Here is a 25,439-nt window from a genome sequence, read left to right as displayed (position 1 = left end):
AGCCCAGGTACTGCGGGCCGATGGTCTTGGCCGGGTCGTCGGCCGCGACGAACTGGCTGGCCTGGCCGACGACCGCCCAGAACTCCCCGGCGGGGATGTCTTCGGGCTGGCGGGTGTCGGTCACCGTCACCGTGGGCAGGGTGCCGACGAACTGGCGGGCGGTGGCGTCGGACCCGTTTTCCTGCAGAGCCACGCCGTTGTTGTCGGCCACCGTCATGGAGACCTGGCCGGGGGTGGTGGTGGGCTCGATCTTCACCGACACGTCGATGCCGTTGCCGCTGCCGCCGGCGGGGTCGTCGGCGGCCGCCGCGGGGCCGGCCACGCCGGCGCCGGCCAGGGTGAGGCCGAGCACGGACGCGGCCAGCAGCTGGGTGGTCCTGGTGCTTTTCATATGATCATCGCTCCATTGATGAGGGGCGGGGCCGGCCGGCTGATCGGCCGGCCGGCCCCGGGTTGTGCTACGGCGGTGTCCCCGTCGTGGGGACCGCGGTCACCGCCGGTGCGGCCAGCCGTGGCCGGCCGCGGTGTGAGCGGCTCAGCTGCAGCTGGCCGCGGTGTAGGCGGCGTCGTAGGACGTGGTGACCTGCTTGCCGTCGATCGTGGCGGTGCCCTTCGCGGTCGCCGTGCCGGCGTCGATGTGGGCGGCGCGGGTGTTGAAGGACTGGTAGGCCTGCTTGCCCGGGGCCACGTCGGCCACGGTCTTGGACCCGAACGGGGTGGTCAGCGTGATCGTCGCCGGCACATCGCCGTTGTTGACGGCCGTGACCGCCAGGTACGCCGAGGTGCCGATGCAGCGCGGCGAGGCCGTCACAGTCAGCTTGACCGGCGACGAGGCGGTCGCGAAGGACCAGGAGTCGATCTCGAAGAGGTCCGCTCCGTCGGGCCCGGCGTAGGTGAAGTACACGTCGTGCACGCCCTTGACGCCGTCGAGCTTGGCGGTCAGCTTCGTCCACTCGCCGAGCGGCGCGTCGACGGGGATGGTCGCCACCACGGGCGAGGTGCGGCCGTCGAGACGAATCTCGATCTTCCCGCCGGCCACGAGCGGGCGCACCTTGGCGGTGACCGCCCCGGCGCCGTCCGTGCCGAAGTCGACCTTCGCGAGCGACGTCCAGTCGCCGTTGTCGATGTCGTGCACGACGAGGTTCGGGGCCTGCGCGCCGAACTCCTCCGACCCGCCGTCGATCTTCTTGGTCGCGATGCCCTGCTGCCAGGCGATCGTTTCGGCCTCGATCACCCGGTACGGGTTCAGGTTGCGGATCTGCTCGACGCCCTTGTAGTCGCCCTTCACCTCCTTGATCGTGCCGTCCGCGTTGAAGTCGAGCTTGGCGAGGTGCGGGCTGCGGAAGCCCTGCGTGGCGCCGCCCGTGATGCGGCTGTTGAGGGTCTGGGCGTGGTAGGTGAAGTAGTACTGGTCGCCGAGCTTGAACACCGACTGGTGGTTGTTGCCGCCGGCGCCGAAGTAGGTGCCCGGGTTGCGGAAGATGACGCCCTTGTACGTCTCCGGCGTCCAGGGGCCCATCGGGCTGTCGGCCATGAGGTACGCGATCGCCCCGGTCGGCGGGCCGTTGGGGTCAATGGGGCCGCCGAACCCGAAGTTCGACGAGTACGAGTAGTAGTACTTGCCGTCGCGCTTGAACAGGTAGCCGGCCTCGAACACGAGCGGCGCGTCGATGACCTCCGCCGAGCCCTTGGTGCTGATCATGTCGTCGCCGAGCTTGATCACACGCGTGGACTTCGGGTGGTTGGTGTTCTCGGCGCTGCGCGACCCGTCGTCGCCGCCACCACCGAAGACGAGGTAGCCCTGGCCGTCGTCGTCGATGAACACGCCGGGGTCGAAGAGCCAGTTCTTGCCGTCGGAGGCGCCCGGAGTGGCACTGGTGATGAGCAGGTTGCCGCGCTCGTCGTGCCACGGGCCGATCGGCGAGTCGCCGACGATGACGCCCGAGCCGCCGCCGCTGTTGGCGAAGTAGAGGAAGAACTTCTCCTTGCCGTCGACGACCTTGCTCTCCATGGCGGGGGCCCACGAGTTGTTCGCGTAGCGGGCGATCCCGCTCGGGCCAGCGACGGGGATCTCGCCGTGGTCGACCCAGTTCATGAGGTCGTCGGACGAGATGACCGTGATCGTGTTGATGCTGGCGTAGGTGTTCGTCGAGGAGACCCCGGTGGGACCGGGCTTGTACTCCTGCGTGTCGTTGGTCATGTAGATGTACACGCGGCCGTTGTGGACGAACGCGTTGCCGTCCGCGCCGAACTTGTGCGAGATGAGCGGGTTGCCCTCGCCGGGGTTCTTGCCGAGCGCCTCGATGGTCGTCGACGGCACGAACTCGGAGACGGACACGTCGTCGACCTTGAAGTCCATGAGGTGCGTGTCCGGGGCGGACGCGGGGTCCGACGTCCAGGGCGTCTCGAAGAACAGCCTCGCGGTGGAGACGCTCTGGCCGGCGGGAATCGTGAAGGTGCCCTGGATGAGCCCCCACTGTCCGCGCGCCACCGTCACCGTGCCGACGTTCGTGTAGGTCGAGCCGCCGTAGTGCATGGTGGCGAAGAACTGCTTGGTCGCCGGGCTGTTGGGGTTCTCGTACTTCACCCGCGCCGTGATCGCGTACGTCTTGCCGGCCTGCACCTTGCCGGACAGGTCCTGCATCGGACCGGATCCGGTCGTCTTGCGGCCGGTGACGAGCACGGCGCTCGCGCCCGCGTACGCGTCCGTCGTGGGCGACAGCGTGGCGCCGTCGGTCGCATTGCCGTTGTTGACGAACCAGCTGCCGAGGCCGTCCTCGAACCCGCCGTTCACGATGATGTTCGGGGCGGCGGCCTGGACCGGCCCCGCCGTCGCGGCGACCGCCGCGGCCAGCATGGCGCCGGCCACCGCCATAGCGGCGACTCGTCGGCGGGTCGTCCTTCGAACACGCTTCAACACGAAATATCCTCCTTGACCTCAGACTTTTCCGGGGACACGGACGCCCCGGGGCGGGTCGGCTCACTGCGGACAGGGATGAGCAGCCGCCCCGGCGAACCGCGCAGACGCGCGCGACGTGTTAGGGGGGGCCGGTCGGCTGGTCGGCCGGCCGGCCCCGGGTTGTGCTACGGCGGTGTCCCTACGTGTGGACGGTGGTCACCGCCGGTGCGGCCGGCCGTGGCCGGCCGCGGTGTGAGCGGCTCAGCTGCAGCTGGCCGCGGTGTAGGCGGCGTCGTAGGACGTGGTGACCTGCTTGCCGTCGATCGTGGCGGTGCCCTTCGCGGTCGCCGTGCCGGCGTCGATGTGGGCGGCGCGGGTGTTGAAGGACTGGTAGGCCTGCTTGCCCGGGGCCACGTCGGCCACGGTCTTGGACCCGTACGGGGTGGTCAGCGTGATCGTCGCCGGCACATCGCCGTTGTTGACGGCGGTGACCGCCAGGTAGGCCGAGGTGCCGATGCAGCGTGAGGCGGCGGTGACGGTCAGCTTGACCTCCGGCGAGGCGGCCTTGAGCGTGCCGAGCCGGGCCAGCTGGTAGCTGAGCGCCCGCTCCGGTGCGTCGATCTGGTTCTGGGTGCCGAACTGACCGGCCCGCGCCGCCTTCGCGCCGTCGAGCGCGGCCTGCATGCCGGCCCAGGCGTCCGCCGGGTAGTCGCGCTTGTCGAGCGTGCCCGCGTAGGCGATGGCCGCGTCGAGGGCGCTCGTGTCGAGCGGCTTGTTCTGGGCGGTCAGCGTGTCGCTGAGCTCGTAGTAGTCGAAGTCGACGTGCCCGCCCTTCTCCTTCGTCGCGTAGTCGAACAGGCCGACCCGGTGTCCCATGAAGTGCGAGAGGCTGCCGTCCAGCGTCTGCGGGCCGACGCGGCTGCCCAGCTGGGTCCACTTCAGCCCGTCGAGGCTGTAGTAGAACGTCGTCCACAGCTGCCCGACCGGCGAGCTGAAGTCGAGGTCCGCCTTGACGTACACCTGGGTCGCGTCTCCCAGCGGCACCGTCGTGCCCGGCACGAAGTTCTCGATCGCCGCCTGGTCGATGTCGACCGCGAACGGCTGCACCCGGTTGACGACGCCCAGCGTGTTCTGGCCGTCGACGCGCTTGACCGCGACGTAGGAGAACCCGCGGTTGTAGGCGGCCAGGCCGGCGACGTCACCGTTCTTCGTGCCGGAGATGTCCATCCTGGTCTCGACGGACTGCCGCGGCCCGAACGTACGCTGCGACAGCGTGTTGCGCGCCTCCTCGAACCAGGTCAGCTCGTCCCGGTTGGACAGCTTGGTGTAGACGTACTTGCCGGTGACCACCTTGCCGGTCGTCAGCCGCAGCCATCCGTCCCGGTCCGTGAGCGACCAGTAGCGGTTGTCGGGGGCGTGGTTCCACTCCCACACCGGGCCGAGCCGCGACCCGTTGGGGGCGATCTCCTCCTTGGAGGGGCTTTCGGTCGTCACCGGCTGACCGACGATCGAGACGTCGTCGATCAGGTAGTCCACGCTCGACGACGCCGGCTGCGGGTTGCCCCACGGGGTCTCGACCGCGAACTTGAAGTTGTCCACGTTCGCCGTCGCCGGGACGGTGTACTGGCCCGTCACGGTGGTCCACTGCCCGGCCGGAACGTTCCCGGACGCCATCGTCTGGACGCCCGCGCCCCAGTCGGCCACGAGGTTGAACCGGATGCTGCTCGGGCCCGAGGTGTACTTGATCTTCGCCGACACGGTGTAGGTCACACCGCGCTGCACCATCCCGTTCAGGTACTGGTTCGGCCCGGACCCGTTGAGCGTGCGGTTGCTCACCTTCAGCGCCGCCGAGCCCGCGGCCGGATCGCTCGTGTCCCGGCTGAGCGTCGCGCCGAACTGCCCGGCCCACGGCGCGACCGCGTCGGACTCGAACCCGGCGTTCTGCAGGAGCTCGACACCGATGAGCGAGTCGTCGTACGTGGGCGGGTCAGGGATCGTCCACTGCTCGTCCATGTACGCCTTGTGCGGAGCGTCGTTGGCGAAGTCGTCGGAGGCGACGAGGCTCTTCTGCTGCTCGAACCTCTCCTCCTCCGCGCTCAGCTTGATCGGCTTGTCGAACGCGCCGCCCACCGGCACGACCCCGTTGTTGCCGAACGTCGGCCACCCGTCCTGCCAGGTGGCGGGGATGAGCGCCGGGGTGCGCCCGATCGGGAAGTTGTCCCGGAAGAACATGCCGTACCAGTCGGTGCCGCCGTTGCGGGAGATCGGCACGAGGCTGCCCTGGGCGAAGCCGTTGGAGTTGAGCACCCCGCGCGCCTCGTAGGTGTTCGAGCCGTCCGCCGAGGTGTAGCGCCCGAGCAGGTCCTTCGAGCGGAACATGGCGACCTGGCGTCCCTGCCCGGAGGGCCAGGTGATGATGACCACGTAGTAGTAGCCGTTGATGTGGAAGACCTGGGCGCCCTCGAACAGGCCGCCGATGAACGGCTTGCCGGCGTAGTCGCTCGCCGCGAAGATGCTCGGAAAGTCCTTGTCGATGCCCGACATGTCGGACTTCAGGCGCACGGCGCTCGTGCTGCCGGAGCCGTAGAAGATGTACGCCGTGCCGTCGTCGTCGAAGAACAGCGACGGGTCGTGCAGGGCGCGGCCGAGCGGCGTGCGCGTCCACTTGCCGTTCTCGACGTCGTCGGTGCTGTAGAGGTACGCGCCGCCGAGGTTGTTGGTGTTGAAGACGACGTAGAACCTGCCGTCGTGGTAGCGCAGCGACGACGCCCACTGTCCCTGGCCGTAGGAGTTCTGCCCGTTGCGGAGGGAGAACGCGTCGCCGATGTCGGCCCGGTCGAACACGTAGTTGACGATCTCCCAGTTCACCAGGTCGTACGACTTCATGATCGGCGCGCCCGGGCTCAGGTGCATCGTCGTGCTGATCATGTAGTAGACGTCCCGGTGCTCCTTGTTCTCCGCGGCCGGAACGCGCTCCACGCTGATGTCCGGCACGTCGGAGTTGAGGATCGGCACGGTGTAGGTGCCGTCACCGCGGTCGGTCGAGGTGTACGACGACTTCGGCGACCATCCGTCGGAGGCGTTCGCCACACCACCGTTGGACACGAGACCGCCGCACACGAGCGTGGCGGCCGTCGCGAGCGAGATCGTCCGGAACCGTCGGGGGACCGCCGTGGATCGGCGATTTTCGGGCACGCGAAACTCCTCTGATGAGCAATGTCAGGAAATGCCTGACAGGAGTGGGGGGTGGGATCTGAGTGGGCGGTCGACTGGCATGCGGGCGAACCGTCGGCCCGCGAAGGAGGACTCGTCCCGGGTCCGGCCGGGGTGGCGGTCCCGCTGGGAGGAGCGGAGCGTGCGGACTCGCGGTGAAGGCGATGTCCTACCGGTTATGCCGTGTGGAGAGGGCGGCGTTCACCTCAGGTGCGCAGGTAAGGCGGTCATGAGGGGATCGCGCATGAGGGAGGCCGTATTCGTGAGGGCGGGGCGGCGTGAAACGTTCCCGCCGAGGGGCGGGGTGAGCTGCGGCGGGGGGACCGCTCTCATCAGTGGGGCTCCTCGACCTGTTAGCGCTAACATTTTGGGCTGCGAGTGGATGACGGCGATGTTCCCGTGACCGTAGGTGGGGACGGCGCGCACTGTCAAGAGTGTGAGACGTGCACCGAGGCCGGTAACGTACTGTCCGTAAGTCGGTAAATTACCGTCTCGGCACGTCAAGGAGCGGTCCAGCAAGGTGGATAACGGATTCGCCTACACTCAGCCTCTTCGTGCCGGTTTCTGGCGTTCGATGACAAATTGGTGACGTGCCCCCCTTGTCGTGATCAAGGCCGTACCATCCTTGATGTACGACGAGGGGAGTGTTGTGGACGAGCGTAAGGCGCCGGCGGGCGTCGACCCGTTTACGCCGAGCGTGGCCCGGATGTATGACTACTACCTGGGCGGCAAGGACAATTTCGCGGCGGATCGCGAGGCCGCCGAGAAGATCATCGAGATCCTGCCCAACCTCCCCGACATCGCCCGGGAGAACCGCGAGTTCCTGATCCGGGCCGTCACCTACCTCGCGCGGCAGGGCATCCGCCAGTTCCTCGACGTCGGCGCCGGGCTTCCGACGCAGCGCAACGTCCACCAGGTCGCCCAGGAACTGGCCCCTGAGTCCCGGGTCGTCTACGTGGACAACGACCCCATCGTCCTCGTCCACGCGCGGGCCATCCTCGCCGAGAACGAGCGGGTGCGCGCGGTCGAGGCGGACATGCGCGACCCCGAGGCGCTGCTGCGGCATCCGGAGGTCCGGGAGCACATCGACTTCTCCCAGCCGGTCGCCGTCCTCCTACTCGGCGTGCTGCACTTCATCCCGGACGACGACGAGGCGATGAAGATCGTCACGGCGCTCCGGGGCCCGCTCGTGCCGGGCGGCTACCTGGTCGTGTCGCACGGCTCCCTCGGCGACCTGAGCGACGACCAGGAGGAGGAGGGCCGCAAGGTCTTCAGCCGGACCTCCGTCCCCGGCACCACCTCCCGGTCGTACGACCAGATCCTCGCGTTCTTTGACGGTCTCGACCTGGTCGAGCCGGGAGTGGTGCCGCTGCAGGAGTGGAGGCCCGACACCGACTACCCCTTCGTACGGGAGGGGAAGGCCGGCGCGCTCGGCGGCGTGGCCCGCGTCCGCTGACGCCGAAGTGGGGCACCTCGGCTGACGGAAGAGTGGGCAGGCGGGCTTCGGCGTGGTTCTCAGGCGGTCTCCCCGCTGAGGGGACGACAGGTCTGGAGTGGTTCGCTGTGGCGCGCCGGGTCGCGGAGTCGTCCGGAGATGAGACTCGATCCCGATCCCATGCGGGCCTACGCCCGGTCGGGCTACATCGGCAAGATCAGGGCTAAGCGGGTCGGCGGCACCCGGGCCGGCTGGGGCGCCTGACGTCTCGCGGAATCCTTCCGCGCCTCACCGGTCGCGCCTTACCGCCTGCCAGGTTCGCCGGCTGGGGTGCCTGACGTCTCGCGGAATCCTTCCGTGCCTCACCCCTCGCGCCTTACCGCCTGCCAGGTCCGGGGGCCGGTCTCCGGCCGGTCGGCCCGTCGCTGTAGCCTGCCGCCCGTCGTCCGTTTTGCCCTAACTCGTCCCATGAGGCCATCATCGTCCGGACCCATCGAACCACTCGTAGGGGGAAATTTCATGACCACGCCGGTTGAGCAGCTGCTCGAACGCGCGCACCTGCTGGGAGCCGATCCCCGCAACACGAACTTCGCCGGGGGCAACGCCTCGGCCAAGGGAACGGCGGTGGATCCGGTCACCGGCTCCGACGTGGAACTGATGTGGGTGAAGGGGTCGGGCGGCGATCTCGGCACGCTCACCGAGGCCGGCCTGGCCGTGCTCCGGCTCGACCGGTTGCGCGCGCTCACCGGCGTCTATCCGGGCGTCGAACGCGAGGACGAGATGGTCGCGGTCTTCGACCACTGCGCCTTCGGCAAGGGCGGGGCCGCGCCGTCGATCGACACCACGATGCACGGCCTGGTCGACGCGGCGCACGTGGACCACCTTCACCCCGACGCGGGGCTCGCCATCGCGGCCGCCGCCGACGGCGAGGAGCTGACCCGGCGCGTCTACGGCGACCGGGTCGTCTGGGTGCCCTGGCGGCGGCCCGGTTTCCAGCTCGGCCTGGACATCGCCGCCATCAAGGACGCCAACCCCCAGGCCGTCGGCTGCGTCCTCGGCGGGCACGGCATCACCGCCTGGGGCGACACCTCCGCCGAGTGCGCGGACAACTCCCTGTGGATCATCCGCACGGCGGAGGCGTACATCGCCGAGCACGGCAGGCCCGAGCCGTTCGGGCCGGTGAAGCCGGGCTACGAGCCGCTGCCGGAGCAGGCCAGGAGCGAGCGGGCGGCGGCGCTGTTCCCGGTGCTGCGCGGCCTGTGCTCGACCGACGTCCGCCAGGTCGGCCACTACACCGACACCCCCGAGGTGCTCGACTTCCTGTCCCGCGAACGCCACCCCGAGCTCGCTGAGCGCGGCACCTCCTGCCCCGACCACTTCCTGCGCACCAAGGTCGCGCCGATGGTGCTCGACCTGCCCGCCGGCGCACCGCTGGAAGACGCGATCTCCCGCCTCGGCGAGCTGCACGCCGCCTACCGCGAGGACTACCGCGCCTACTACACCCGGCACGCCACCCCCACCTCGCCGCCGCTGCGTGGCGCCGACCCCGCCATCGTGCTGGTTCCGGGCGTCGGGATGTTCTCCTTCGGCAAGGACAAGCAGACCGCCCGCGTCGCCGGCGAGTTCTTCCTCAACGCGATCAACGTGATGCGCGGCGCCGAGGCGCTGTCGGTCTACGCACCCATCGAGGAGGCCGAGAAGTTCCGCATCGAATACTGGGAGCTGGAGGAGGCCAAGCTGCGCCGCCTGCCGGCGCCCAAGCCGCTGGCCACCCGGATCGCGCTGGTCACCGGCGGCGGCTCGGGCATCGGCGCGGCCACCGCCCGCCGCCTGGCCGCCGAGGGCGCCTGCGTGGTGGTCGCCGACCGCGATCTGGCCGCCGCGGAGAAGGTCGCCGCCGAGATCGGGGCCCGCGCGTACCGCCCCGCCGACGCCGCCGTGGCCGTGCAGGCCGACGTCACCGACGAGGCCCAGGTCACCGAGGCCGTACGGCAGGCCGTGCTGACCTTCGGCGGGGTGGACCTGGTGGTCAACAACGCCGGGCTGTCCCTGTCGCGCTCCCTGCTGGAGACCACCGCCGACGACTGGGACCGCCAGCACGACGTGATGGCCCGCGGCTCGTTCCTCGTCTCCCGCGAGAGTGCCCGCATCATGATCGAACAGGGCATGGGCGGCGACATCGTCTACATCGTCTCCACGAACGCCGTGTTCGCCGGGCCCGACAACGTGGCCTACGGCGCGGCCAAGGCCGACCAGGCCCACCAGGTGCGCCTGCTCGCAGCCGAGCTCGGCGAACACGGCATCCGCGTCAACGGGATCAACCCCGACGGGGTGGTCCGCGGCTCCGGCATCTTCGCCTCCGGCTGGGGCGCCAACCGGGCGGCCGTCTACGGCGTGCCGGAGGACAAGCTGGGCGAGTTCTACGCCCAGCGCACCCTGCTCAAGCGCGAGGTGCTGCCCGAGCACGTCGCCGCCGCCGTCTTCGCCGTCACCGGCGGCGACCTGTCGCTCACCACCGGCCTGCACATCCCCGTCGACGCCGGAGTGGCCGCCGCGTTCCTGCGCTGACGAGCCGGTGCCCGGCTGGCACGAGATGCCGGCCGGACCCGGCGGGCAGGTCGCAGCCGGGTTCGGCGCCGTGGTCGTGGGCGGCCTGACGGTCCAGGTCGCCATGCCACAGCTGGACGACGAGCGGCTTGGTTTGTCGGTGTTTCCGGGTTCGCGTAACCCGCCATCGCCACCCCGCCGCGCGAAGTAGTAGAAGGTTCATGAAATAAAAATCTGTTACATCTCTTTCACGCATTGTTCGGCAGCTTGAAACCTCTACTTGTTTTCGCGGTGGATAACGCGCTTCGCTTCCTTGTGGTGACACCGTGTGGCCCTCTACACCAGGGGCAACGAAGAAAACAATATCGGCAGATGTGATCGAAGCCACATGTCTGCGCACGTCTGCCGATCTCGTCATCCTGCGGGGCCGATCATCACGGAAACCGCTTACATCGGCGCGCGGCACGCCGACTTCGTGATCATGGACTCGATGAAATAACACGAATTCCGCACATTTCAGAATTGCGCGGAAAAACTTAGCCTGTTTCCCGTAGTGATCAACTCAACCACTCGGGAGACAACCCTTGCGGAGATCATCCGTGGCCGTCGTCGTCACGACGGCCGCCCTCCTCGGCCTGCCCGCCGTGTCCGCCGCGGCGCAGACCGGCCCCTCAAGCCCCTCGAGCCCCTCAAGCCCCTCTGCCCCCTCCGGTTCTTCCGCGGCGTCGGGAGCCGCCGCGGAAGGCGACCACACGGTCACCCTCGTCACCGGTGACACGGTGAAGGCGCACCTGGAGAACCACGACCTGCGCGTGCTGTCGGTCGAGCCGGGTGAGGGACGTACGGGCATCACCTTCGCGGTCACCGATCGCGGTGATCAGGTGTCGGTGGTCCCGTCGGACGCGGCCCCCCTCATCCGGGCCAACCGGCTCGACCCCCAGCTCTTCGAGGTGGGCACGCTGATCGCGGACGGCTACGACGACGCGCGCAGCCAGACCATCCCGGTCCTGACGACCTACCCCAAGAGCGCCGGCAGCCAGAACGCCGAGCGGGCCGACGCCGCGTTCGGTTCGGCGGCCAAGCGCCGGCATGCCTTCCCCCGCCTGGGTGTCAGCGCGTTCGCGGTCGGCAAGAAGTCCGCCCCCGCCGGCTGGCGCGGCCTGACCGGCGGCTCTGCCAAGCCCAGCGGCCTGCAGGGTGGTGTCACCAAGCTGTGGCTGGACGGCAAGGTGTCGGCCGGCCTCGACCAGAGCGTCCCGCACATCGGCGCGCCGACCGCGTGGGCGAGCGGATACGACGGAACCGGCGTCAAGGTCGCGGTGCTGGACACCGGATACGACACCGACCACCCCGACCTGCAGGGCAAGGTGGTGGCCTCCGCCGACTTCACCGGCAACGCCAACGGCGTCGAGGACGGCAATTCGCACGGCACCCACGTCGCCTCGACCGTCGCCGGGTCCGGCGCCGCCTCGGGCGGGCTGTACAAGGGGGTCGCCCCGGGCGCGAGCCTGGTCGTCGGCAAGGTCCTCGGCGACGACAGCTGGGGCACCAGTTCCGCGATCATCGCGGGCATGGAATGGGCGGTCGGAGAGGAGGGCGCGAAGATCGTCAGCATGAGCATCCAGAGCGACCCGGCCAACACCGACCACCCTGTCGCCGCGGCGATCAACACGCTGACCTCGCAGTACGACGCGCTGTTCGTGGTCTGCTCGGGCAACTACGGCCCCGGCACGTCCACCATCAGCTCCATCGGCGTCGCGGCGTCGGCGCTGACCGTGGGTGCGGTGGACCTGACGGACACCGTGGCGGGCTTCTCCAGCCGCGGCCCCGTCGGCACCCAGGGCCTGAAGCCCGACATGACCGGGCCGGGGGTGGACATCACCGCGGCCGTGCCCGGTGGTGGCTACGGCACGATGAGCGGATGCTCGATGGCCACCCCGCACGTCGCGGGCACCGCCGCGCTCGTCAAGCAGCGGCACCCCGCCTGGGGCGCGCAGCGGCTGAAGGACGCCCTGATGGGCACGGCCGCGGCCGCCGCCGGGTCCACCCCCTACACCTACGGCACCGGGCGGGTCGACGCGGCCCGCGCGGTGAGCCAGCAGGTCACCGCGAACCCGCCGAGCGCCGCCCTGTCGGTCACCGCCGCCCAGCCCACGGCCACGCAGACCGTGACCTACACCAACGACTCCGCGACCCCGGTCACGCTCAACCTGGCCGTGTCGGCCACCGACTCCACCGGCAGCACGTCCGCCCCGTCCGGCCTGTTCACCCTGAGCGGCAACCAGGTGACGGTGCCGGCCAACGGCACCGCCCAGGCCACCGTCACCCTGCACCAGGTGAACAGCACCACCAGCGTGTACGGGGGTGTGCTGACCGCCACCGCGACCGGCGGCGCGTCGCTGCGCACCGCGCTCGGCGCGAGCATCGAGGTGCCTTCCACCACGACCACCGTCCGCGTCCACTACAACCCGGGCGCGGGCAACAGGATCGTCCTCCGCGGTGACGCACCCCTGAGCTGGACGGCCGGCCAGGACTGTGTCAGCAAGGCGGCCGATCTGTGGGAGTGCGGGGTGAACGTCCCCGTGGGGCAGCAGTTCTTCTACAAGCCCCTGGTCAACGACAGCCTCTGGTCCACCGGCTCGAACTACTACGGCGTCGGCGGACAGACCTACGACATCTATCCCAGCTTCTGAACGTTCGCATCAGCGCCCTGCCGGCCGTGGCCGGCAGGGCGTTCGCGCGTCACGGGTCCGGGTCGCCCAATGCGTCGGAGACGGACTCGACCTTGGGGTGCGCGGTGGATCGGCCGCTGTATCGCATCCTGATTTTGATGTCGCCCTCATCGTGACGCGCCACTTCCTCCAGACCGAGTCGCTGATAGAGGGCGTGCGCGCGGTGGTTGGCCGCCAGCACGTCCAGGCGTCGGCGGTGATGATCCGCGTGTTGCCGGGGTCGAACACGCGTGTGTGATGGTCCCGCTGGTCCTGCTCGTCCCATCCCCAGATCGCGGCGACGATGTCGCCCATGGCGGCCTTGTGCAGGCGGAAGCAGAACTCGTTGTCGGCGGCCGTGGCCGGTCGCAGTTCGATGGCGGTCACGGGACCTCCTTCAGAACACTCCGCCGCCGGCGCCGATGTCCCGACCGGTGACCCGGCGTGCGGCGTGGCTCGCGAGAAGGAATCGTAATCCGGCGGGTCGAGGGCCACGACCCGGGCAGGCCGGTGTACTCGCGCAGCGGCCACACGATGTGCGCCCCGAGCCGGGCTGATCACGAGTGAGAAACGTCCCGGCACCCGCATGATGGAACGGGCGCCGGGACTGCCCGCCCCGCACCGTGAGTCGCGGGCAGAACTTCTCCGCCCCGACCGGTGTCCAACCGCTCGTACCGGTCACGAGACGGAGGGAGTGGTCGCATGGCCGCGGCGTCCGCCCTGATCCCCGGCGACCCGCCGCGCCTGGGGGACTTCTGGCTCGCCGGGCGTCTCGGCGCGGGCGGCCAGGGAGTCGTGTACGAGGCCTACGATCCCGACGGCGTCCGTGTCGCCGTCAAGGTCCTCCACGGCGACACGGCGAGCGATCCCGGCCTGCGGTCGCGCTTCGGCAAGGAGGCCATGGCGGCACGTCGTGTCGCCTCCTTCTGCACGGCCCGGGTTCTCGCCGTCGACCTCGTGGGGCCCAAGCCGTACATCGTCAGCGAGTACGTCGAGGGCCCCAGCCTGCGCCAGGCGATCGCGTCCGGCCGCCGGTTCCGCGGGGACGAGCTGCACCGCCTGGCGACAGGCGTCGCGACCGCGCTGGCGGCCATCCACGACGCCGGCGTCATCCACCGCGATCTCAAGCCCGACAACGTCCTGCTCGGGCCCGACGGCCCGCGGGTCATCGACTTCGGCATCGCCAGGACGCTGGAGATGTCCCTCACCGCGAGCGGGCTCGTGACCGGCACGCCCACCTACATGGCGCCGGAGGTCTTCATGGGCGGGCGCGCCGGAGCCCCGGCCGACGTCTTCTCCTGGGGAGCCGTCGTCCTGTACGCCGCGATCGGCGACGACCCCTTCCGGGCGGAGAGCCTCGGTGCGGTCATGCATCGCGTGCTGGCCACCGACCCCGATCTCGATGTGCTGCCCGGCTCGCTGCGCTCGCTCGTCGAGGCCGCTCTCAGCAAGGATCCGCTCGAACGGCCCGCAGCGCGGGACCTGCTCCTCAGCCTGATCGCCGGCGCCGGCGGGGCTCCCGCCGATCTGCTCAGGGCGGGCAGCGCCGCGGCCGGACGGCTGGCTCTCGACACGACCTCGGATCCCGGGCTCGGAACGCTCGCCGAAGACGCCTACGGGTTGCTCGGCGAGTCCGAGCGTGCCCTGGTGCCCGACGTCTTCCTCCGGATGGTGACCGCGAGCGAGGGCGGAGCGCTCTCACTACGACCACTCCCGCGCGACGAGTTGTTCGGCGGCAGGTCCCCCGACGAGGCGGCGGCTCTCGACCGGATCCTCGGCGTCTTCGCCTACCTGCTCACCAGGCGGGGCGGCGACATCGTCCTCGCCCGGCCCGGCCTGCTGCGCGCCTGGCCCCGGCTGCGCAGGTGGGTGGACGACGAGCGCGGCGGCCTGGCCGTACACGGGATGATCCGTACGGCGGCCCGGCAGTGGGACGGCCACGGACGGCGCGAGGGCGACGTGCTGCAAGGCGGTCGGCTGGAGTCCGCCATGCACTGGGCCGCCGCCGGGCGCCGGCATCTCACGCTGAGCCCGCTGGAACGCGACTTCCTCGACGCGTGCGAGGCGGCCACCCGCCGCCGCCTCCGCCGGCGGCGGCTGCTCACCACCGTCCTCGCCGTCCTGCTCGCCGTGTCCGTGGCGGCCGGTGCGACGGCCGTACGGCAGAGCGGGGTCGTCGCAGAGCAACGCGACCACGCTCTCGCCGGTCAGGCCGCGACCGAGGCCGACGGCATGCGGACGTCGGACCCGGTGCGGGCGATGCTGCTCGGCGTCGCCTCCTGGCGGCTCGCCCACACGCCGCAGACCCGGGCCGCGCTGCAGAACGCCTGGTACCAGCGTGAGCGCACGGTCTTCACCGATCCCCAGCCCGCCGGCGAGTCCGTACGGATGATCACTGCCGATGGGCGCAGGCTCTTCAGCGTGTCCCCCCGGGGTGTCCGGATCTACGACCTCAGGAGCGGGAAGCCGGTCGGCGGATGGGACGGCCTCGGCTTCCGGAACGGGGACACGCTGCTGGATGCGGCGCTCAGCGCGAGCGGCAGGATCCTCGCCGTGGCGTCCGGCCGGACGGACGGCCCGCCGACCGACGTCCGCGCGTGGGACACGACGACCGGCAGGCCGACCGGCAAGGTGTTCGCACTGGACCCCGGCGCGCCGTTCAACGGCCTGGAGGCCGGGGCCGTCGACCGCTATCTGCAGGTCCACCAGGGTGACGGCACCGCGCTGTGGGACATCCGCACCGGCGCGTCCTACTCCTCGCTATCCGGGGTCATGGACGCGTCCTTCGGCCCGTCGGGCGACCTGGTGGCGTTCGCGGACCTTCTCGGCGGGTTCCACCTGTGGCGCCTGCCGGGCGGCCGGCCGGTGACTCGCTGGCACGAGAAGGACGCCTGCACGGGCTCCGCCCGGTCCATCGCGATCGGCCCGGACGGTCACACCCTGGCCTGCGCCACGACGTCGGGCATCTCGCTGATCGACCTCAGGACCGGACGGCTGCTCCCGGCTCAGCCGGGCGCGGGCGGCGGCCGGGTCCTCTTCAGCCCGGACGGGCGGCTCCTCGTGGTCCACGGCGAGCACGAATTCCAGCTCGTGGAGGTCGCGACGGGGAACACGTTGCTGACCGACCGGGTGGACACGGAGGGATTCGGCTTCGACGGCGCCGCCCTGCGCTACCTGGCCGACGACACGGTCGTGACACTCGACATCTCGGATCTCCTCACCCGGAGGCGGCTGCCGGGGGCCACGCCCGATGCCGCGCTGTACAGCCCCGACGGCCGGCTCCTGGTGACGCACGAGTCCGCGGCTCGTGATCTGGTGCTGTGGGACGCCGCTCGGCTGCGCCCCTCCGGCCCGCCGATCCGGCTGATGGAAGCGGACGCGCCGATGCTGTCGCTCGCGTTCAGCGGCGACGGGCGCCTCCTCGCCTTCGCGGACGGCATGGGCGCCAATGTCATCCGCGTGTGGGACACGATGCGGCACGTCGAGACGCGTCGCATCACCCTCGCCGGGGACTGGTACGCGCGGGGCCTGGCCATGAACGCCGACGGAAGCCTCCTCGTCGTGACGGCCGAAACCCCCGAACAGGACGGGACGCAGGAGCAGCACCGCCGGTTGCTCGTCCGGGACCTGCGGCAGAACCGGTGGATCAAGACGATCGACGTGAACAGCGAGATGCAGGCCGTCTTCCGGCCCGGAAGCGCGATGGTCGCCCCGTTCGATTCGAGGGCCAACCGCCTCATAGACCTGTCCACCGGCCGCCAGGCCGGGCCGGCGACGACCTCCGGGACCACCGGCACGAACGCGGTCCGCATCATGGCGGCGGGGTTCAGCCCGGACGGCCGGACCCTCGCAGTCGAAGACGCCTCCGGCCGCCTGACCTTCTGGGAACTGGCCACGGGCCGCAGACGCGGCCCGGTCCTGAGGGACGCCGGCACCGAGGCGATCTCCAGCCTGCTGTTCTCGCCGGTGGGCGACGCGGCCGCCACCGTCTCGGTGGACGGGACCGTCCAGCTGTGGGACGTCGCGACGCCCGCCAAGCTCGGGAGGCCGACGCCCGGCACAGGCGCCGACCTGGTGGCCGCCGCCGCCTTCGCCTCCGGCGGCCGTGTCCTGCATGTGCTGGACGATGCCGGGGTGGTGCGTGAGGTCACGGTCGATCCCGTCGCCCTGGTCGCCGCCGTATGTTCCCGTGCGGGTCGCACGCTGACGGAGGCCGAGTGGACCCGCTACCTCCCCGGCGCGCCGTACCAGGACGTCTGCTCCACCTGACCGGACCGCACCTGTCACGGCCCCACGCTCCTTCTCGCGAGTCAGGGGCGGCTCCGGGGCCGCACGCGGGCAGGAGGGATGGGCAGGGGCTCGGCGCCGGCGACGACGGTGTTGCGCACGGCGCCGATGCCTTCGACGGTCAGCTCGACCACGTCGCCCGGCCGGAGCGGGGGCGGATCCTGGCGGCCCCGCAGGCCCCACAGCTCGGCGAGGCATCCGCCGTTGCCGCAGGTGCCCGAGCCGAGCACGTCGCCGGGGCGCACCCAGGTGCCGCGCGAGGCGTAGGCGACCAGGTCCTCGAACGGCCAGCTCATGTTCGACAGCAGGTCGCGGCCGACCTCGGCGCCGTTCACCGACGCGGTGAGCGCCAGGCGCAGGAAGCCGTCGCCGTCCCGGTACGGCTCCAGCTCGTCGGCGGTGACCAGCCACGGGCCGAGGGTGGTCGCGGTGTCCTTGCCCTTTGCCGGGCCGAGGCTGACCCGCATCTCGCGGCTCTGCAGGTCGCGGGCCGACCAGTCGTTCATGATCAGGTAACCGGCGATGTGGTCGCGGGCCGACTCCGGGGTGAGGTCGCGGCCCTCACGGCCGATCACGGCGGCGACCTCCAGCTCGAAGTCGAACGCCCGGCAGCCGGGCGGCAGCGGCACGTCGTCGTACGGTCCGGCGACGGCGTAGGGGTTGGTGAAGTAGAACGCGGGAGCGTCGTACCACGCGTCGGGCACCCCGCTGCCGCCGTCCACGCTCCTGCGCACGCCCTCGACGTGCTCCTCGAACGCGACGAAGTCCCGCACGGTGGGCGGCTGGAACGGCGCATGGAGGCGGACGTCGTCCAGCGGGATCGGGTCTGCGGCGAGGCTCGGCGCCTCGTGGAGGCGGCCGTCCACGAGAAGGTCGAGCAGGCCCAGCCCCTCGGGCAGCGGCAGGACGGATCCGGCGTCCACTACTCCGGCAAGCACGCGCCCATGATGGGCGAATGTGGCGATTCGCATCCGACGGCCCTCGTCAGACCGGCGGCGCGACGAACACGCCGCGGTCGACGTCGTTGAAGGACTCCTTGGCGATCAGTTCGTTCATGGGGTTGGCCGTGCCCCACTGGTCGGTGACCTCGGGCTGGGAGAAGTCGTAGACGTGCGGGTGCCAGGCGTCCTCGTCCAGCTCCTCCAACTCGGTCGTGTACTCGACGGTGTTGCCGTGCGGGTCGAGGAAGTAGGAGAAGGTGTTGTCGCCCGCGAGGTGCCGGCCGGGCCCCCAGATCATCCGGACTCCGGCGCGCAGCAGACGGCCGGTGCCGTACATGTACTCGTCCAGGCCGCGCATCTCGAAGCTGATGTGGTGCAGGGAGGCGTGCGGGCCGCGGGCGATGGCCATGCTGTGGTGCTGCGGGTTGCACCGCATGAAGTGCATGACCTGCCCCATGTGGGGGGAGGCGAGCGTGTCGGACAGCGCGAAGCCCAGGTGGGTCTCGTACCAGTCGCGGGTCGCGTCGATGTCGGGGGAGTTCAGCACGACGTGCGACAGCCGTACGGGGACCGACTCCTTGGGCTCCAGCCTGCGGTGGGTCCGTACGGCGACGTCGGCGGAGACCTCGATCGTGCGGCCGTCGAGGTCGAAGAAGCGGAAGCCGTACCCGCCGCCGGGGGTGGCGAGCGGGCCCGGCTCGCCGACGAGCGTGACCCCCGCGGCGCCCAGCCGCCCGGCGAGAGCGTCCACGTCGGCGGGTGTGGCCGCGCCGAAGGAGACCAGGTCGAGCCGCTTCTCCGCGGACTTGCGCAGCCGGATGACGTACTGCTCGGGCGAGCCCTCGGCGGCCAGGAAGCTGATGCCGGTGTCGCCGGCGACCTCGGTGAGGCCCCAGACCCCGGAGTAGAACGCGCGCTGCTTGTCGTAGTCGGGCACGGCGAGGTCCACGTGCCGCAGATGGGTGATCGAACGTGACATGTCAGTCCTTGAGATCGAACAGATGGAGGGCGTTGCCGCCGCGGACGGCGTCGAAGGCGTCCCCGGCCGGCAGCGCGGCGCGCAGCCGGTCGAGCGGGTCCTCGACGCCCATGTCGAAGGGGTGGTCGGAGCCGAGCACGACCCGGTCCGGCCCGGCGGCCTCGACCAGCGCGCGCAGCGCCGCGGGCTCGTAGACGAGGGAGTCGAACCAGATCCGCCGCAGGTAGGCGCTGGGCGGCTCGGCGCAGCCCCGCGCCTCGGGCCGCACGCGCCAGCCGTGGTCGGCCCGGCCCGTGTAGGCGGGCAGGTAGCCGCCGCCGTGCGCGGCCAGAAGCCTCAGATGCGGATGCCGGTCGAGCACGCCGGAGAAGATGAGGTGGGACAGCGCGACGGCGTTCTCCGCTGGCTGGCCCACGATGTTGGACAGATACCAGTGGTCCAGCCGCTCGTCGAGTGTGCAGCCGAACGGGTGGAGGAAGACGACCGCGCCGGTCGCCGCCGCGTGCGCCCAGAACGGCTCGTACGCCGGGTCGGACAGCTCGCGACCTGTGCCCTTTTCACGCCCTCCGCCATTGGGGACAGCGGGCGCGTGGGAGGAGATCTCCACGCCCTTCAGCCCGAGGCCGAGCGCGTGGACCAGCGCCTCCACCATGAGCTCGGGGTGCTGGAGCGGGACCAGGCCGAGGCCGTACAGCCGCCCGGGGGCCTGCGCGCAGTGCGCGGCGGTGCGCTCGTTCGCCAGGCGCCACACCGTACGCGCCAGATCGGGGTCGGCCCAGTAGTGGTAGTGCGACGGGGACGGGCTGACGATCTGCACGTCCACCGCGGCGCGGTCCATGTCGGCCAGCCGCGCCGGCACCTGGGTGAGCCTGGCGAGACGCTCGGAGATCATGCGCCCGGAGACCTCCAGGGACGCGGGGCCGTTGCGGCGCGCGTCCAGCTCCCGGTGCGCGGCGTGGCCGGGCCGCCCGGCGACGGCCCGCTCGATCTCCGGCAGCAGCACGTGCGCGTGCGCGTCGATCGTGATCACGGCAGCTCCGTCACGAGCGCGCTGATCCGGCCGATGAGGCCGGGCACGTCGGCGTCCGGCACCGGATTCGACTGCCAGTCGGCGAGCCGCAGGGACGCCTCGACCACCGCCTTGGCCCGTTCGTGACGGCGGTCCATGTACGCGTCGAACAGCGACTGGCCGAGCCGGTCGGCGGCGAGCAGCAGCTCGGCCAGGACGGCGGCGTCCTCCAGGCACTGGGCCGCGCCCTGAGCGAGGGTCGGCGGGCAGGCGTGCGCGGCGTCGCCGGCGAGCACGACGCGGCCGCGGTTCCACGGCCGGTCCACCAGCAGCGACTCGAACCACGTGTAGTTGATGCGGTCCGGGTCGGTGATGTCCTCCCGGATCTCGTCCCAGGTGCCGCCGTACCCCTCGGCGAGGGCCCGCATGTGCGCGACCTTGTCCCCGACCGCCTCCCGGGGGCGGGCCTTCTCCACCAGGTAGGCGTACATGGTGTCCGGGCCGGTCGGGCAGTATCCGGCGATGAAGCAGGGACCGCCGTAGACGAGGTCGGTGCGCTCGACTCCGGCGGGGCGGCGGGTGTGCACGCGCCAGATCCCCATGCCGGTCGGCTGCGGGGCGACGTCGATCCCGATCAGCCCGCGCACCGCCGAGCGGATGCCGTCGGCGCCCACCACCAGGTCGTACGTGCCGGTGGTGCCGTCGGACAGCCGCACCTCCACCTGGTCGCCGGTGTCGGTCAGCGCCTCGGCGGTCACCCCGAACCTGGTCCGCGCCCCGGCCTCGCGTACGGCGTCGGCGAGGATGGCGGCCAGCTCGGGGCGGTTCATGCCGACAGTGGCCGGCAGGCCGGGGCCGCCGGTGCGGGCGTCGGGGATCTCGGCGAGCAGCGTGCCGTCGGGCGCGCGCAGTCCGAGCGAGTCGAACGGGAAGCCCGCCGCACTGACCCGGTCCCACAGCCCGAGGTCGCGCAGCACCCGCAGCGCGTTGCCCTGCAGGGTGATGCCCGAGCCGAGCGCCGTGGTCCCGGGCTGGATCTCCGCGATGTCCACGGTGACACCGGCGCGGGCGAGCGGGATCGCCAGGGCCGATCCGGCGGTGCCGCCGCCGACGATGAGGACGTTGCCTACTGCTGGCATGAGGACTCACTTGATGGCGAGGGGGTTGACGGGGGAGCCGACCGCGCCCGTGATCGGGAGCGGGGCGGCGGCGAGGAAGAACTCGTACACGCCGTCGGCGGCGCAGTGCGCGGCGAGCGCGTCCAGGTCCCACATCTCGCCGACGAGCAGGCCGATGTGCGGGATGGCCACCTGGTGCAGCGGCTGGAAGGCGCCCTCGAACTCGTTGGGGCGCACCTCGAAGCCCCACGTGTCGGTGGCGACGGCGGCGATCTCGGTGCGGTGCAGCCAACCGGCGCTCCAGAACGACAGGCCGGGGGCGGGGCCGCCGGCGTAGTCGCCCCAGCCCTCCCTCCTGACGCGGCTCAGCTGCCCGGTGCGCACGCACACGATGTCACCGCGGCCGACCACGACGCCGTGCGCCTCGGCCGCGGCGTTCAGGTGCTCCTCGGTGATCGCGAATCCGTCCGGCAGCTCCCCGCCGCCGATCACGCGCCCCACGTCCAGCAGCACGCCGCGCCCGGCGAGCGGCGCGGCCATGTGCTCGATGCCGGTGACCTGGTCGCCCTCACTGGTGACGACCCGGTCGGCGGGCCGGCCGTTCCAGGCCCTGCCGTGGTCGAAGATGTGACCGAGGCCGTCCCATTGGGTGGAGCACTGCAGCGGCATCGCGATCACGTCGTCCGCGCCGCCGAACCCGTGCGGGAACCCCTGGTCGCCGTGGACCGCGTCCATCCCGGTGTCCAGCATCGTGTGCACCGGGTTGGTGCGGCGGCGCCAGCCCTTCTGCGGGCCGTTCATGTCGAACCGCTGGGCCAGCGAGAACGACACACCCGTGCGGGCGCACGCCGCACCCTGGCGGCGCTTGGCCTCGTCGATGAAGTTGACCGTGCCGAGCACGTCGCCGGCGCCCCAGCGGCCCCAGTTGGAGTATTCCGCCGCGGCCGCGGCGATCGCGTTCTCCGGTGTCATGCCGCCTCGCTCACGCAGCGGTTGCGCTGGACGCCCAGCCCGGTGATCGCGCCCTCCATCACGTCGCCCGGCCGCAGCAGCCGGCCCCAGTGCATGCCGTTGCCGGCCGGGCTGCCGGTGAGCACCAGGTCGCCGGGCAGCAGTTCGACGGTCTGCGAGGCGTACGACACCAGCCGCGCCACGTCGAAGATCATGTCCTTGGTGGTCTCGTCCTGCATGACCTTCCCGTTGAGCCGGAGCGTCACGCGCAGGTTCCCGGGGTCGCCGGCGAAGGCGGCCGGCACCAGGTAGGGCCCGACCGGGGTGAACGTCGGTGCGTTCTTGGCCCGCAGCCAGTCGGTGCCGATCTCCGGCATGTCGCGGCGGAACACCGCCTCGCGGGCGGTGACGTCGTTGGCGATCGTGTACGCGGCGACGTGCTCCAGGGCGTGCTCGGTGGGCACCCGGAAGGCCGGACGGCCGATCACCGCCGCCAGCTCCAGCTCCCAGTCGGGCTTCGTGCACCAGGCCGGGATGACCACGTCGTCGTACGGGCCGGTCACCGAGGAGGGCAGGCCCATGAACACGTACGGCTGGTCCTCGGCCGCGCGGCGGTCCATCATCGCGGCGGTCTCGGCCCGCACCTGTTCGGCGGGCCGGCCGTTCGCGGGCTCGTGCGCCACCGCCAGGTCGATCACGTGGGTGCGGTAGTTGGCGCCGGACTGCAGGATCTGCCGGGGCTCGACCGGGGCGTGCACCCGCAGGTCCGCCAGCGGCAGCCGCTCTCCGGGCGTCCCGGCGGCCCCGTGCGAGTGAAGGCCGTGGAGCAGCGGCAGGACGTCGTCCCAGCGCTCCAGCAGCGCCCGCGTGCTGTCGTACGCCTGAAGCTCCGGAACGGTGCGCAGATCCAGGACGTGATCGCCGGTGACCAGGCCGGGGAAGGCCGCGTCGGTCCCAACGGAAGAGGCGCCGGCGGAGAAGGTGCCGAGCGCGAACGGGCCGGCAAGGGGCGGGGATGTTTCCACGAGGTTTCCTCCCGGTGTGGTGCCCTTAACCTTGGACCTGACGCAACGATTTGGGAAATCGATTCTTCGGATCCGTTCGATCCGTGCCATGGATAGTGAGGGCGCCGTGAACCTCGAGAGGCTCGACCTCAACCTGCTGGTCGCCCTGTGCGCCCTGCTGGAGGAGCGCAACGTGACCCGGGCGGGCGCGAGGATCGGGCTGAGCCAGCCCGCGACGAGCGCCGCCCTGGCGAGGCTCCGCCGCCACTTCGGCGACGAACTGCTGGTCAGGCAGGGCAACCGCTACGAGCTGACACCCCTCGGCACCGCGCTGCGCGCCCCGGCCGCGAACGCCTACGCGATGCTGGAGCGGTTGTTCACCAGCCGCGCGGACTTCCATCCGGCGACCGAGCGGCACGAGTTCACCCTGCTGTCGTCCGACTACGCGATCGCGGTCTTCGGCGCGGAGCTCGCCCGCGTCCTGCACGCCGAGGCGCCCGGCGTACGGCTGCACTTCCTCCCCGCGTCGCCCGGCATCGTGGAGAACGCCGACTCCGAACTCGGCGGGGTGGACGGGATGCTGATGCCGCACGGCGTGATCAGCGACTTCCCGGCGGTGGAGCTGTACCGCGACGAGTGGGTCTGCCTGGTCTCCGCAGACAACCCCGAGGTGGGGGAGCGGCTCACTATGGACGACCTGGCCCGGCTGCCGTGGGTGGTCTACCAGCGGCCGTTCGACGCCCCGGTGGCCCGCCAGATGTCCATGCTCGGGCTGGAGCCGCACGTGGACGTGTCCGTGCACAGCTTCCAGCTCCTGCCGAGCCTGGTGGCGGGCACCCGCAGGATCGCGCTGATCCAGCGGCGCCTGGCCGGCCTGCTGCGCGACCTCGCCCCGGTCCGCACGCTGCCCTGCCCGTTCCCGGCCGTGCCGCTGCAGGAGGCCCTGTGGTGGCACCCCGTCCACACGCACGACGCCGCCCACATCTGGCTGCGCGAGACCGCCGCCCGGGTGGGCGCCGGCCTGCCCGCGCTGCCCGGCCATCCACCGGGTGGATGACGACCATCGGCACTTTCCGTCTTCCGCGCACCGCGCCGGATGTCTGACAGTGATGCCTGCCACATCCCCGCGACATCCAGCGAGGCCCCGTATGTCCCAATCGGTCTCCGCCACGCGGGCGGGTCTGCCCCAGCTCATCGTGCTGCTCGCCGGGAGCTGCATGCCCGTGCTCGGTGCCGTCCTGCTCTCCCCGGTCCTGCCCCGCATGAGCGAGCACTTCGCCGCCACCCCGGGCGCCGCCGTCCTGGTCCCGGTCGTCCTGACCGTTCCCGCGCTGTTCGTCGCGTTGGGGGCGCCCTTCGCCGGCGCCATCGCGGACCGGTTCGACCGCAAGCGGCTGCTGATCGTCACCATGGTCGCCTACTCGGTCTGCGGCACCGCGCCGCTCTACCTGGACTCGCTCCAGGCCGTCCTGGTCAGCCGGGTGCTCGTCGGCGTGTGCGAGGCGGCAATCATGACCTGCTGCACCACCCTGATCGCCGACTACTGGTCCGGGCCGCGCCGCGCCCACTACCTCGGCATGCAGACCCTCGCCACCACCGTCGCCGCGACCGTCTTCTTCGCGCTCGGCGGCCTGCTCGGCGCCGGCGGCTGGCGCACGCCCTTCTGGATGTACGCCGCCGCCGCGCTCATCGCGGTCCCCATGGCGTTCCTGCTGTGGCAGCCCGCCGCCTCCCGCCACGGGGACCGGCAGTCCTGGCCATGGCGTGCTCTCGCCGTGCCCTCCCTGGTGACGGTCGGCGGAGGCGTCGTCTTCTACGCGCTGATCGTGCAGCTGTCGTACGTGCTGGACGGGGCGGGGGTCGCCGACACCGCCGCCATCGGCGCCGTCACCGCGGTGATGTCCCTGGCGACCGCGGTCGGGGCAGGCCTGTTCGCCAAGGCGGCGGGCCGCGGCGCGCGGGTGCTGCTCGTCGCGGAGTTCGCGCTGTCCGGGCTCGGCCTGCTGCTGATCTTCGCCACCGAGTCCCTGCCCGTGATCGTCGCGGGCGCCGTGCTCACCGGGTTCGCCACCGGGCTGCTGCTGCCGACCCTGCTCACGTGGGCGGTCGGCGGGCTGCCGTTCGCGCGGCGGGGCCGCGGCACCGGGCTGTGGACCGCCGCGCTGTTCCTCGGCGAGTTCCTGTCCCCGTTGCTCGTCAGCGCCCTGACCGCGGTGACCGGCGGGCTCGGCACGTCCCTCGCGGTGATCGGCGTCGCGTCGCTGGCACTGGCCGCCCTGGTCGCCACCGTCCTGACCGTCCCGGCGTCACCTCTCGACGCCGCCACCACCGCGCGGTAGTGCCGG

15 protein-coding genes are annotated in these 25,439 nt (G+C 71.3%); 6 read left to right on the top strand and 9 right to left on the bottom strand.

Translation table 11 applies throughout. The features are described from left to right. From QSK36_RS40640 to QSK36_RS40630, 3 genes are all read right to left on the bottom strand, one after another. Window positions 1-391, bottom strand: a 391-nt coding sequence (locus QSK36_RS40640) for a hypothetical protein (RefSeq protein WP_285786097.1), incomplete at its 3' end; no start/stop codon positions are given. Between the two features lie 144 nt (window positions 392-535). Next, window positions 536-2,875 (bottom strand): family 43 glycosylhydrolase, encoded by a 2,340-nt coding sequence (locus QSK36_RS40635; RefSeq protein WP_285786096.1) that lies wholly within the window; start codon window positions 2,873-2,875, stop codon window positions 536-538. A 285-nt stretch (window positions 2,876-3,160) separates the two neighbouring features. Then, window positions 3,161-6,094, bottom strand: a complete 2,934-nt coding sequence (locus tag QSK36_RS40630) for a family 43 glycosylhydrolase (RefSeq protein WP_285786095.1) — start codon at window positions 6,092-6,094, stop codon at window positions 3,161-3,163. 667 nt (window positions 6,095-6,761) lie between these two features. Here QSK36_RS40630 and QSK36_RS40625 point away from each other — a divergent pair. The 4 genes from QSK36_RS40625 (at window position 6,762) to QSK36_RS40610 (ending at window position 17,074) form a co-directional block, all read left to right on the top strand. Further along, window positions 6,762-7,568, top strand: coding sequence for an SAM-dependent methyltransferase (locus tag QSK36_RS40625; RefSeq protein WP_285786094.1), 807 nt, complete (start codon window positions 6,762-6,764; stop codon window positions 7,566-7,568). 498 nt (window positions 7,569-8,066) lie between these two features. Beyond that, entirely contained in the window at window positions 8,067-10,115 is a 2,049-nt protein-coding gene (locus tag QSK36_RS40620) for a bifunctional aldolase/short-chain dehydrogenase (protein WP_285786093.1), read from the top strand. Window positions 10,116-10,693: 578 nt separating this feature from the next. Continuing rightward, on the top strand, window positions 10,694-12,787 hold the full coding sequence (locus QSK36_RS40615; protein WP_285786092.1) for a S8 family peptidase: 2,094 nt from the start codon (window positions 10,694-10,696) through the stop codon (window positions 12,785-12,787). Between the two features lie 720 nt (window positions 12,788-13,507). After that, window positions 13,508-17,074 (top strand): WD40 repeat domain-containing serine/threonine protein kinase, encoded by a 3,567-nt coding sequence (locus QSK36_RS40610; protein WP_285786091.1) that lies wholly within the window; start codon window positions 13,508-13,510, stop codon window positions 17,072-17,074. Between the two features lie 41 nt (window positions 17,075-17,115). Here QSK36_RS40610 and QSK36_RS40605 read toward each other — a convergent pair whose 3' ends face one another. The 6 genes from QSK36_RS40605 to QSK36_RS40580 are packed head-to-tail and all read right to left on the bottom strand — an operon-like array spanning window position 17,116 to window position 23,115. Beyond that, a complete protein-coding gene (locus tag QSK36_RS40605; RefSeq protein WP_285786090.1) occupies window positions 17,116-18,063 on the bottom strand; it encodes a fumarylacetoacetate hydrolase family protein in 948 nt (315 codons plus the stop codon). Window positions 18,064-18,076: 13 nt separating this feature from the next. Next, the gene (locus tag QSK36_RS40600) at window positions 18,077-19,012 is read right to left on the bottom strand and encodes a VOC family protein (protein WP_285786089.1); all 936 of its coding nucleotides are present in this window, start codon (window positions 19,010-19,012) and stop codon (window positions 18,077-18,079) included. A gap of 1 nt (window position 19,013) precedes the next feature. Next, window positions 19,014-20,042 carry an amidohydrolase family protein gene (locus tag QSK36_RS40595; protein WP_285786088.1) on the bottom strand — a complete coding sequence of 343 codons (1,029 nt, stop codon included), beginning with the start codon at window positions 20,040-20,042 and terminating at the stop codon, window positions 19,014-19,016. Further along, window positions 20,039-21,160 (bottom strand): FAD-dependent monooxygenase, encoded by a 1,122-nt coding sequence (locus tag QSK36_RS40590; RefSeq protein ID WP_285786087.1) that lies wholly within the window; start codon window positions 21,158-21,160, stop codon window positions 20,039-20,041. The genes QSK36_RS40595 and QSK36_RS40590 overlap by 4 nt, the downstream gene beginning before the upstream one ends. A gap of 6 nt (window positions 21,161-21,166) precedes the next feature. Further along, entirely contained in the window at window positions 21,167-22,111 is a 945-nt protein-coding gene (locus QSK36_RS40585; protein WP_285786086.1) for a cyclase family protein, read from the bottom strand. After that, on the bottom strand, window positions 22,108-23,115 hold the full coding sequence (locus QSK36_RS40580; RefSeq protein WP_285786085.1) for a fumarylacetoacetate hydrolase family protein: 1,008 nt from the start codon (window positions 23,113-23,115) through the stop codon (window positions 22,108-22,110). The genes QSK36_RS40585 and QSK36_RS40580 overlap by 4 nt, the downstream gene beginning before the upstream one ends. A 106-nt stretch (window positions 23,116-23,221) precedes the next feature. On the opposite strand from QSK36_RS40580, the gene QSK36_RS40575 reads away from it, so the two are divergent. Both QSK36_RS40575 and QSK36_RS40570 read left to right on the top strand, forming a co-directional pair. Further along, window positions 23,222-24,151 carry a LysR family transcriptional regulator gene (locus tag QSK36_RS40575; RefSeq protein ID WP_182903492.1) on the top strand — a complete coding sequence of 310 codons (930 nt, stop codon included), beginning with the start codon at window positions 23,222-23,224 and terminating at the stop codon, window positions 24,149-24,151. Window positions 24,152-24,242: 91 nt separating this feature from the next. Next, window positions 24,243-25,433, top strand: a complete 1,191-nt coding sequence (locus QSK36_RS40570; RefSeq protein WP_285786084.1) for an MFS transporter — start codon at window positions 24,243-24,245, stop codon at window positions 25,431-25,433. Window positions 25,434-25,439: the final 6 nt, after the last annotated feature.

This window comes from Microbispora sp. NBRC 16548 (genome assembly GCF_030268985.1).
Lineage (GTDB): Bacteria > Actinomycetota > Actinomycetes > Streptosporangiales > Streptosporangiaceae > Microbispora > Microbispora catharanthi.
The sequence above is the reverse complement of the archived record's forward strand: the minus strand, read 5'-3'. Positions and strand labels throughout refer to the sequence as shown.